Origin of the sequence: Marinobacter sp. C1S70 (assembly GCF_000475355.1) — a bacterium.
GTDB classification, from domain to species: Bacteria; Pseudomonadota; Gammaproteobacteria; order Pseudomonadales; family Oleiphilaceae; genus Marinobacter; species Marinobacter nauticus.
Genome location: NZ_AXBW01000021.1, coordinates 1 through 10,192 on the forward strand (window position 1 = coordinate 1; position 10,192 = coordinate 10,192).

The window sequence follows — 10,192 nt, forward strand, 5'->3', positions numbered from 1 at the left end:
CTTTTGTTAAGGGACACTAGCAGCCACCTCCATCAATTCGGCTTCTTTCTGAGTGCATTCCGTGCTCTCAGGGTCGCTCAATACAATCATCTCACCGGGCAACACCTGTGCGCCAAGATCCGGATTCAACCAATCAAAGCTATTTGGTTTTGCCGAGGCATCGCCGTACAGCGCACTCAACAATTCTCTTTTACTCATGGGTGCCTGAACGACATGGAAGCCCGGCTCTATCTCGGGCTCTGGCTGACCATTAGTTGGAGTTGAAGTCACAGTTGGCCCAGTCATACTGGATGCTACCGGCCCACCTGCCACAGGATTACTCGCACCAATCCCGGAACCATTGGTCCTTGGTGATACAGGAATAGCGCTGCCAGAGTGAGTAGCAGGAGGTGCCGCCCGCGAAGCGATCTTTGACGGCGCGGGGGAGATCCCTGAAAACGGCGCAGGCGAATGGCTATCACCAATCACAACGCTACCAGTGCCGATCGTGACACCACCACAAGAGATTGCACTGCCAGTCACTGCAGCAGGAATGCCATTAATCAGTACCGTTGCCGAACCCGCAGCAATAGCACGAGGATGAGGAGGGTGCTTTGGTTTGGAGTGTGGCGCGAGAGGGTCGCCAACGCGGGCGACGGGTTTGCCATCAATCAGCACGTCTGGAGAGCCCGCAATCACCGGCGTGGGAGGGAATCCTTGGTGGTCTGTTCCCAAGTCACCCAACAGCACAACTTTCTTGCTCATTACTTTGTTCCTTCTTTCCTTGAAGAGTCATCCATTTCAGTAGCCGTCACTGGCAACCAGAGCCCTATGGTAAACAAATGCTCACCAATACCCAACTCGAAGCTGATGCTTACAAATACTCCAAGAACATGATGATTGAGGGTGATATCCCTGAGCTCGCTGGTCCGCTATTTGTGGCCGGCCACTAAAAAACAAGCCGATCATTGCTCGCCAAATAGGGAAAGAAGCGACGGCGGCAAACACTATTTTCTCAGAGGATCTACTCAGACTTTTCCGTCTACGCAATCAAATCCGAAAACACCTTGGCAAAGGCCCGAAAATCGCCCAGGTGCTTACTGCAAATGGCGTACACGATCTCCCAGTTCACATCGTCATAATTGTGAACCATCACATTTCGGAATCCGACGGACTTCCGCATGCGAGACGCCAGCTCAGTATCGATGCTACGAGTTGTTCATCCATGCGTTGCGTCGACCTTCGAGGATACGTTTCTGGTAAGGGACAAAGTCCTCGTTTTCCATGATATTGCGATAAATCAGGTCACCCCATTGGTGGCGTGTGCCGACAACCTGTATGCCAGTGCTGACAATCTGGTTCAGTAAAGGCTGCCCCGCTGTGCGCAAGTCCACCAGGTCCACAGGGCGGTTGAAGGCCAGAGCAATGGCTTCGGTTAAGGCAATACGCTCATCCGCACGGAGCTCTTTGTCAGCCTGAACGGCAATATCTATATCGCTGTCTGGCCGGGCCGTTCCCCGAGCTATGGAGCCAAAGAGAGCGGCAACCCGGATATGCGGGAAATCAGCCAGTAACTCGCTGAGCTTCTCGATATCGGGATGTTTGGTTAGATCAGGGGCCATGGTTCTCGCCTGGACTGTCTAGATTCTGAGTGTATCAGAAAGCGTTCAAGTGGGCGGCCCAGAACAGAGTGTTCTCCGGTCATGCAGCCTCCCGGATCCCATTGAGCAACCTAGCTCAAACTGTGGGATCACAAAATGATATTCTCTTCGCGAAACAAGATCACTTATGGCAAAGAGAAGCATCCATGGGAAAATCCAGACTCATTGGCCCTCTCCTGCTCGTTGCAGGCACACCTCCAACCTTCTTCAAGAAACAGGTTCGGCCCGGATCATGATCAAAGCCTTTGCCGTTTCCAACTATCGCAGCCTCAGACACGTGGTCGCACCGCTGGCGGGCCTGAACGTTGTTACCGGTCCGAACGGCTGTGGCAAATCAAACCTCTATAAATCGTTGCGCCTGCTGGCGGAAACGGCAAAAGGCAACCTGATTTCCTCCCTGGCGGAAGAAGGCGGCCTGGACTACACCTTCTGGGCAGGGCCCTGCCAGTTCTCAAAGGAGATGCGGGACGGCTCCGCGCCCGTTCAGGGGACCGCCGGGAACACCCCATCCCGCCTACGTCTGGGGTTTGCCGGCGAAGAATTCGGCTACGCGATTTCTCTTGGGATTCCGGCCTCTACGGGGTTTGCAGGTTATCAGGAACCCAGCATGTTTCAGCTCGACCCTGAAATAAAACGCGAATGTATCTGGGTGGGTGATGTCTGCCGCCCAAGCAGTTGTCTGATTGATCGCGTCGGGCCGGTTGTCAAAGTACGTTCAGGGCGGAAATGGGAGGTCTACGACACCCGGCTAAACACCTATGAGAGCATTCTGAGCGAGATCAGTGATCCTGTGGCTATACCTGAAGTCCATGCCGTCCGGCAGGCCATCAGGCAGTGGCGATTTTACGATCAGTTCCGCACCGATCAACACTCCAGCATCCGCACCCCGCAAATCGGGACCCGCACCCCGGTGCTGGACCACAATGGCCATAACCTGGTTGCAGCCCTGCGTACCATTCACGAAATCGGCGACCGGGAGGGCCTGCACAGCGCTATTGAAGATGCCTTTCCCGGAGCGAGGCTCGGGTTCAGCACAGACGCAGGTAACCGTTTCGTCCTGGAATTTGAGCAGGCCGGCTTACTCCGCCCCCTGAATCAGGCCGAGCTTTCTGATGGCACCCTTCGCTACCTGCTGTTAGTCGCCGCGCTGCTCACACCCCGCCCACCATCACTACTGGTGTTGAATGAACCAGAAACAAGCCTGCATCCCGACTTGCTTCCGGCCCTCGGCCGACTGATCATTCGCGCCTCGCGGGAAACCCAGGTGTGGGTTGTTTCCCATGCCCCTCGACTGGTAGCCGCTCTGGAAGCAGACGACGATTGCCATTCCATCGCACTGAACAAAGAGCTGGGTGAAACCCGCATTCTTGGCCAGGGGCTTCTGGACGCGCCCCCCTGGAACTGGATGGATTGACGATGCAGAGAGTCACTAGGCTCCGGACATCACCTCCTGCAGGTTACGCATCAATTCCTCCAGCGGTGATCTCCACAGCACGCCCCCGTGCGCCCGGAAACACACAAGCGTCTCAGCAGTTACCCTTTTTCGCCTGGCCCGGTGGGCAGAAATGGCCACGAGACTTCCGGTAAGACCTGCGATCATCGTCATACCGACGGCGATCATAATCATAATCGCGATCGTGTTCCCTTTGGTCCCGGGTGGTCACGGCCGTTCCCGCTGCCGCACCGACAGCACCGCCAAGAATCGCACCATCTCTGCCACCCACCTCGTTGCCGATGGCGGCCCCGAGTGCGCCGCCAATACCACCACCCAGCGCGGCGTCGGCGGTGTCACCCGCAACGGCACCCAACGAGGTGGCACTCAGAGACAGAAAAACGAGCAGTGGTTTCATATTCATGATGTAAATCCCATGGTTCAGGTGGTCTGACTTGTCCTGTATCGCGGGCAGGAGAGCCTGTTCTCAGCGCCCCACCAGGCACCTGTCAGTTTTGAACCATTCGAGAATATCAGAAACACACGAGAAGCCACCTCTTACATTTTATTTATACTTCAACAGGTTACAAAGCCTTAACAACTGGCCTCCGGGTTCGGATGTAGGGTCAACGGCTAGACTGGGCAGACCGGAGGCGGCATTCTATTAGGCTCCGGCACCTAAAGACGCCCGGACCAACCACAACAGAGTGAAGAACTCACTCACCCCTCTGAACCGAATCGATGGAGCCTCGTAAGACCCATGAGAATTGCCGTATTTTGTGGTTCAAGCATTGGTGAAACCCCGGAATTCGCCCAGGCAACCCGTGCTCTGGGGCACTACCTGGCAACGAACGGAGTGGATCTGGTGTACGGCGGCGGCAACGTCGGCCTGATGGGCGTGGTCGCAGACGCCTTTCTGGAAAAGGGCGCCCAAGTGTACGGCGTGATTCCCGAATACCTGAAAGACCGGGAGCTGGCTCACCCCGGCCTGACCGAGCTGAAAATTGTTGCTGATATGCACGAACGAAAAGCCGCCATGGCCCGAATGGCCGATGCCTTTGTGGCCCTGCCCGGCGGCGTCGGTACCCTGGAAGAAATCTTCGAAGCCTGGACCTGGGCTCAACTCGGCTATCACGCAAAACCCTGCGCCTTTTACAACGTCAATGGTTTCTACGATAAATTGTTCGAGATGATCTCGAACATGACCGATTCCGGCTTCCTGAAACCGCACCATGCCGAGATGATTATCCACACGGATAACGAAGCGCAACTGCTCTCGGCCATCCAGTCCTACCAAGCTCCCAAACTGAAGTGGAGCTGAGCCGGCGGGCCGAACCAAACCCCGGAAGACCGGGACGACCGTCGGCCTGATTCCTGACCGGCTTTATCACGAACTTTACTCACAAAACCTGTGGATAACTGTGTTGGAAACCTCGGGTTAAGCGCCCGGAAGCCCCGAAGCAAAAGGGCTCGGGAAAGTTGATGCTAAAACGGGCAATCTCGTGACCATCCAGCAGCTATAGCGTTCTCCGATCATCAATTCAATTGATTCAACCTAGGGCACAAGAGGGTAGGCCGCCCTCACCTGCCTCATCACAATCCTGGCATCCTCCGGCTTCAAACCCTGCTTTCGCAACTGCGGCATCACCATCGCGCCCACAGCCTTACACCGAGGTTGATCAATGCCGTACTTTTGGAACACATCAGCAATGGCCTGCGGTCGGGCATCCGGATTGGCTTTCAGCAGGTTGCCGATGTCAATGGCGCAGGCCTGCTCTTCAGGTGCGGTATTTTGTTTACTCCGCCAGATCAGGAAAGCCACGATGGCGGCGAAAACACCGATGATCAGAAACTTCATACTACGGCACCTTTGTTCCGGTTTTTCCTAGCGAATACCCTGCGATTGCAGCCACTGGCTGATCTGGGCCTGATTCATGGCGCCACTCTGGCGCGCCATCTCCCGGCCGTTCTGGAACAGAATCAGGGTCGGTATGCTGCGAATCGCAAACTGACCGGCCAGCCCGGGGGCTTGCTCCGTATTCAGCTTGGCAAAGCGCACTTTCCCGCGCCAGGCCCTCGCGGCCTGCTCGAACTGCGGAGCCATCATTTTGCACGGGCCACACCAACTGGCCCAGAAATCCACTAACACGGGCAGATCGCTGCGCCCGGTATGGGTAGCAAAGTTCTGCTCCGTTAGCTCCAGAACCTGATCCGGCCAAAGCGGTTGTTTGCAGGCACCACAATTGCCGCCGGAGGACAACTTGTCGGCCGGTACGCGATTCACTTTGTGGCAATGGGGACATACCAGGTGTCGAACGTCAGTCATGATGAACAGGCCTCTGATTGGCTGATGGTAGAAATAATCAGGGCAAGAGAAGAGAAATCAAGCGGCACTAAAAATCGCGCATCTCACGAACACGCATCAACCGCTTTCCGCTACTATCAAAGTAAGTCGGTGTCAGAGGCTCAAGCGCCATGGGACTGTCGATAAAACAGTCGGAATTTACAGCCCCGGCGCCAAGCGGTCTCAATGTGTTTCGGTTTTCCGAAGTTTTTTTATGGGAATGCGCCCCAACCTATTAGGTTGCAATTCAAATAAACCATCAGAGGGAATCTTGATGACACAGATTATCGAACAGTTTCTCGAAGTTTCGAGCACTTACCTGCTATCACCCTGCGAAAGTGACTGCTGCCACAAATCCGCCGCCTGATCTGGTTGCCCCTGAAACCACAGGGTAATGCCAGGCAACGGCCAGAGTGCTGCCCCCTCGCTTAAAAAAGCTTACCCCCTTGTGTAACGAGTGGGTTCTCCGTAAAAAGGCATAGGAATCACAGCGGCCAACCCTCAGGCAAGGCCATCATCCATCCCAGGAGTGTTAACCGTGATTGTTCGCGAGCGCCCCGGCCCACTCCGGCTGTTGCTGGCCTGGAAAGGGTCTGTTGTCCCCCACATTCTGCCGCACATTCTGCTTACGGGAATGTTTGCAGCCGCCGTTACCTGGGTTTCGCGCCACCACTACCTCGACGGCATGGTCGACTACACACTTCTGCCGTTCACGATCATGGGCATCGCCCTGTCCATCTTTTTAAGCGTGCGCAACACCGCCACCTACGACCGCTGGTGGGAAGCCAGAAAACACTGGGGGCATATGGTGTACGAATTTCGCAGCCTGGCGCGGACTGGCACCATTTACCTGAGCCCGGAGCGACGCCGGGAGCTTCTGACCCGATGCCTTGCTCACGCTCACCTGCTGCGCGGCCAGTTGCGGGGAGAAGATGTACGGTCTGATCTGCCCGGGTCACTGGCGCCCGAACTCATTGACCAGGCCCTGAGCACACGCAACCCCGCCGCCTTCATGCTGCACCGGGCCGGAGACGTACTCGCCGAAGCCCATAAGGCGGGCGATCTGGATTCTGTAGCAACCGCGGCCTTAGACCAGCACCTTCATGGCCTCGCGGGCATTCAGGCGGCCTCGGAACGCATTGCCCTCACCCCGTTGCCCTTTGCCTACACCCTGCTGGCTCACCGCACCGCGTATGTGTTCTGCTACCTGCTACCGTTCGGGCTGGTAGGCGTCGCAGGCTGGTTTACGCCGGTGTTCACCGCCATCGTGGCCTACACGTTTTTTGGGCTGGACCGCCTGTCTGAACAGCTTGAGTTTCCCTTTGGCAGACACACCAACGACCTGCCGCTGGATGCCATCTGCCGCATTCATGAAATCAGTGTTGCCGAAGCCCTGGGCGACCCGGCACCCGAACCGCTGCAGCCGGTCAAATATCAGTTGCAGTAAGGGCCAGGCAGTTACAACGGCATGCGCCCGGTTCTCTCCAGCCGCTCGCTCACCCATTTGTGATACCGCTTTGCCAGCGCTGGCCGAATTACCGGCAAACCAATCAGCCAGGCAAGCGGTTTCAGCAGCCAGACCCGCGACATCAACAGAATATAGGCATCCAGTTCCCGGTGGATGTTGCCCTGGCCATCTTCCACATGGAGCTCCTGAAGCGCGGCTTGCGGGTCTATACCACGTTCCTCCAACTCCTCGTCACGGCCGGTGATATCCACCCACTCCACCGATTCGCCGGTCCTGCCCGCGAGTCGTTCATAAAGCCTGCGATCCTTGACACAGCTTGGGCAGGCGCCATCGTAGAACACACGAAGCTGATCGCCTGGTGCCGTCATCGCTATCCCCTCCTGTTTGCATCGCATTCATCTGACTACACGATAGAACAATGTGTGGCTCCCGTTAACCGTTCGGATCTCGCGGCATGATCCGCGAGAGGTTGTACCATCCCCCTGAAATTCCAGGCGCGTTTCGATTATTGTTTGGCTCGCATGCTTTTTGTTCGTGAGTCTCAGATAGCTCATTGCTGATGGTGGTGGCAGCGGGCTCCAACACCAGGCCAGCCACGCCAAGCGTTGCCATAAGCACCAGGAATTCGGTCCAGAGACGGCCCAATGATGGCAAGCTGCTCTCGCTCTCCGGCTCGTCCTGCCGGGTATCACTAGTAACGGAGGGGTACCACATGGGGTTGTCGCCGGCACTCTGTATGAGCCGGGTGCCATAGAAATAGAAGCCCAGCAGTATCGGGGTAACTGGATGGATGTTCCAGACGGTCACATCCGGCAAGGTCGGCGCCAGAAGGAGCAATGCCAGGAGCGCGATCAGCAGTCCGTTCTGCATCATGTTCGGCGCCGAGGCCGCCGCGTGTTCCAGGTTTGCACGACGGTAGACCATATCGGCAATAGCCAGGAAAAAGGTCTGTACCGCGATACCCTCGAGGGCGTTACTGACAGCCAACTCCGGGTGCCCACGGTATGCTGCTGTTACCGAGAGCACCGAACCACTGAGGGACGTCGCGGCCCCCAGAAGCACGGCTCCAGCAGTCGCCTCACCCAGCCCGGTCCGGTCGGCGAGCTGGTCGACCACCCGTGTGATGCGTGTGCCCGCAATCGCTATGACCAGCGCACAGACGCTGAAAACCACGATGCTCTGTGACAGCGTCCAGCTGTCCAGATCCAAGATCGGCAATGTCATCCTCCTGTTGCCCCTGAAGCCTGCCGCGCAAGCAACGCGAAACGCGCGACAGCGGACCGTGCGCGTCGCCGGGCAGATAAGAGTCGCTATTGTGAAACAAGCCCGCTTCACGCCCATAGTGGAGGGATCCAGTGCCACCGTACAACCCTTGGCTGGGGTTTCCCATGCCCATTTGCACTGCCACGGTCGCGAATCTGGCTCTCTCGCAACAGCAGAAATCACAAATCGCCGAGGCAACCGCAGCGTCCCACAGCGCCCAAATCGTGGACACCACAGCTGATGATGTCCGGATCTATCTGCCGCACATTCCGGCCACCCAGAGGATCGAGTTTGGGCGGTTTTTGCCAGAACCGGGCGATAAAGCTAAACGGGAAAAGGGAATGACTCTGGAAAAGCGGGCCGGCTTGCCCAATACTGGATCTGTCCCGGTTTTCCGCGGTTCGGGCTTTACTGCTAGTATTCAGGACCACCATCTGAGACAAGGACAGCTCAAGCACGATGAACAGCAACTACAAAATCGCTCTACTCATCGACTGTGATAACGTCAGTCACCAGTCCATCGAAGGGGTACTCCAGGAGCTCGCCAAATACGGGGCCGTGAACGTTCGCCATGCCCACGGAAACTGGAACGGACCCCAATTGGGGGGTTGGATCGAAAAACTACATTCCAACGCCATCCGGCCGGTTCAGCAGTTCGCCTACACAACCGGCAAGAACGCGACCGATGCATCAATGATCATTGACGCCATGGACCTGCTCTACAGCGGGAACGTCAATGCCTTCGCCCTCATGACCAGCGATTCCGACTTTACGCCTCTGGTAATGCGAATTCTCGAAGCCGGGCTACCCGTCTTTGGCTTCGGCGAGCGCAAAACCCCGATGCCTTTCGTGAACGCCTGCTCGCAATTCATCTACACAGAGAACCTGCGCGAAGACACCGAGGAACCCGACAGCATCAGCAACGGCGGCACGCCAAAGCCCACCGTAGAAACAAAATGGGGCCGGAATCAACTGAGGGGCGACGCAGTCCTGGTACGAACTCTACGAACTGCGGTGGAACAGACAGCGGATGACGATGGCTGGGTCCATCTCGGAAAGGTTGGCCAGTACATTTCCAACAACAGCTCGTTCTCCCCCGTGAACTACGGGTACAAGAAGCTGAGCGATCTTATCCGAGCCAGTGAACTCTTCGAAATGAGTGTGCGGGATAAGAACGTCCTCCATATCAAAAGCCCGGAGAAATAGATCTGTCCCGGTTTTTACTCGGCTAACACCGCTACCACGTGTTTGTCGCGTGCATAGCTTTGTTAGGCTCCTTTTCCATACCGTTTGGATTGGGAATCCCTAGCCTGTCATAGTAAGCTTGTACAGCCGGGCTGATTACGTTCTCAATATAAGCATCAAAAATCTCTTGAGGCATACCGTCCAATCTATTTTTTATTCTTTTTATATATAGCTTAGTTTCTTTTTTATTTCGATAGCCTGATGAGGAGGCCAAAACTATTAGATCCGACTCAAGCTCCTCAAAGGACTCACTTAACATGAAATTTCGTGCGTTCTCTAGGATTGCCATATCAGATTCGCTCGTTGGGAGCGACGATGCCAACTTATCAAAAGCCCCGAGAAACTGAATAAGCATTTGATTTCGGTTTAGATTAAAGGCCAGCAGTGGATAGATTTTGGCCAACTCATTGACAGATTTTTTGTACTTATTGATAAATCGGCTATCAAACCTGCCTTCTCCCATACCAGTTAGAAAAGGCAATGCCTTTATCATTCCATCTCTAATAGATTTCTCCTCGTTTTCCCCAACATTTTCATAGGGAAACTTGTCTTTTATTCGACTAACAAGCATGGAGTGAAATTTTTTGGATCCAACTACTCTAATCATAGCAATCAGAGACCAGACCTCTAAGAGCTGAAAAAGCGATTCATTTACCTTCTCTCTTACTTCCCTTCTGTTTCTGAAATAGAAGCTTGCCGCACTTATCGCGCCACCAAGAAGAGCTCCGATTATTACAGCGAGAACCTTTACATCCACGGCAATATATCCATATGAAATCTAACGAGGCTGTAGAAAAACC

General features: G+C 55.4%; 14 protein-coding genes. 5 read left to right on the forward strand and 9 right to left on the reverse strand.

Going from position 1 to position 10,192, the window contains the following annotated elements; all coding sequences use genetic code 11:
• Window positions 1–6: 6 nt before the first annotated feature.
• From Q669_RS19820 to mntA, 3 genes are all read right to left on the reverse strand, one after another.
• Window positions 7–744 carry a type VI secretion system PAAR protein gene (locus Q669_RS19820; protein ID WP_022991742.1) on the reverse strand — a complete coding sequence of 246 codons (738 nt, stop codon included), beginning with the start codon at window positions 742–744 and terminating at the stop codon, window positions 7–9.
• 277 nt (window positions 745–1,021) lie between these two features.
• Complete coding sequence (hepT, locus tag Q669_RS20085) at window positions 1,022–1,186, reverse strand: type VII toxin-antitoxin system HepT family RNase toxin (RefSeq protein ID WP_085987371.1); 165 nt, start codon at window positions 1,184–1,186, stop codon at window positions 1,022–1,024.
• Window position 1,187: 1 nt separating this feature from the next.
• The gene (mntA, locus tag Q669_RS06995; protein WP_022991744.1) at window positions 1,188–1,601 is read right to left on the reverse strand and encodes a type VII toxin-antitoxin system MntA family adenylyltransferase antitoxin; all 414 of its coding nucleotides are present in this window, start codon (window positions 1,599–1,601) and stop codon (window positions 1,188–1,190) included.
• Window positions 1,602–1,872: 271 nt separating this feature from the next.
• Between mntA and Q669_RS07000 the strand changes: the two genes are divergently transcribed.
• Window positions 1,873–3,054, forward strand: a complete 1,182-nt coding sequence (locus Q669_RS07000; RefSeq protein ID WP_022991745.1) for an AAA family ATPase — start codon at window positions 1,873–1,875, stop codon at window positions 3,052–3,054.
• A gap of 112 nt (window positions 3,055–3,166) precedes the next feature.
• Here the strand turns inward: Q669_RS07000 and Q669_RS07005 are convergent, their stop codons facing one another.
• The gene (locus Q669_RS07005) at window positions 3,167–3,496 is read right to left on the reverse strand and encodes a hypothetical protein (protein WP_022991746.1); all 330 of its coding nucleotides are present in this window, start codon (window positions 3,494–3,496) and stop codon (window positions 3,167–3,169) included.
• Between the two features lie 336 nt (window positions 3,497–3,832).
• Between Q669_RS07005 and Q669_RS07010 the strand changes: the two genes are divergently transcribed.
• Window positions 3,833–4,393, forward strand: coding sequence for a TIGR00730 family Rossman fold protein (locus tag Q669_RS07010; RefSeq protein ID WP_022991747.1), 561 nt, complete (start codon window positions 3,833–3,835; stop codon window positions 4,391–4,393).
• A 234-nt stretch (window positions 4,394–4,627) separates the two neighbouring features.
• Here the strand turns inward: Q669_RS07010 and Q669_RS07015 are convergent, their stop codons facing one another.
• Together Q669_RS07015 and trxC are read right to left on the reverse strand one after the other, a co-directional pair.
• The gene (locus tag Q669_RS07015; protein WP_022991748.1) at window positions 4,628–4,930 is read right to left on the reverse strand and encodes a hypothetical protein; all 303 of its coding nucleotides are present in this window, start codon (window positions 4,928–4,930) and stop codon (window positions 4,628–4,630) included.
• 27 nt (window positions 4,931–4,957) lie between these two features.
• The gene (gene trxC, locus Q669_RS07020) at window positions 4,958–5,398 is read right to left on the reverse strand and encodes a thioredoxin TrxC (protein ID WP_031209988.1); all 441 of its coding nucleotides are present in this window, start codon (window positions 5,396–5,398) and stop codon (window positions 4,958–4,960) included.
• 556 nt (window positions 5,399–5,954) lie between these two features.
• On the opposite strand from trxC, the gene Q669_RS07025 reads away from it, so the two are divergent.
• Entirely contained in the window at window positions 5,955–6,863 is a 909-nt protein-coding gene (locus tag Q669_RS07025) for a bestrophin family protein (protein WP_022991750.1), read from the forward strand.
• A gap of 11 nt (window positions 6,864–6,874) precedes the next feature.
• Here Q669_RS07025 and Q669_RS07030 read toward each other — a convergent pair whose 3' ends face one another.
• The gene (locus Q669_RS07030; protein ID WP_022991751.1) at window positions 6,875–7,252 is read right to left on the reverse strand and encodes a thiol-disulfide oxidoreductase DCC family protein; all 378 of its coding nucleotides are present in this window, start codon (window positions 7,250–7,252) and stop codon (window positions 6,875–6,877) included.
• A gap of 64 nt (window positions 7,253–7,316) precedes the next feature.
• Window positions 7,317–8,102 (reverse strand): sodium:calcium antiporter, encoded by a 786-nt coding sequence (locus tag Q669_RS07035; protein ID WP_227501064.1) that lies wholly within the window; start codon window positions 8,100–8,102, stop codon window positions 7,317–7,319.
• Between the two features lie 170 nt (window positions 8,103–8,272).
• Between Q669_RS07035 and Q669_RS19710 the strand changes: the two genes are divergently transcribed.
• A complete protein-coding gene (locus Q669_RS19710; protein WP_022991753.1) occupies window positions 8,273–8,647 on the forward strand; it encodes a hypothetical protein in 375 nt (124 codons plus the stop codon).
• On the forward strand, window positions 8,607–9,353 hold the full coding sequence (locus tag Q669_RS07045) for an NYN domain-containing protein (RefSeq protein WP_022991754.1): 747 nt from the start codon (window positions 8,607–8,609) through the stop codon (window positions 9,351–9,353). Before Q669_RS19710 ends, Q669_RS07045 begins: the two co-directional genes overlap by 41 nt.
• 31 nt (window positions 9,354–9,384) lie before the next feature.
• On the opposite strand, the gene Q669_RS07050 is transcribed toward Q669_RS07045, so the two are convergent.
• Window positions 9,385–10,149 (reverse strand): hypothetical protein, encoded by a 765-nt coding sequence (locus Q669_RS07050; RefSeq protein WP_022991755.1) that lies wholly within the window; start codon window positions 10,147–10,149, stop codon window positions 9,385–9,387.
• Between the last annotated feature and the right edge of the window lie 43 nt (window positions 10,150–10,192).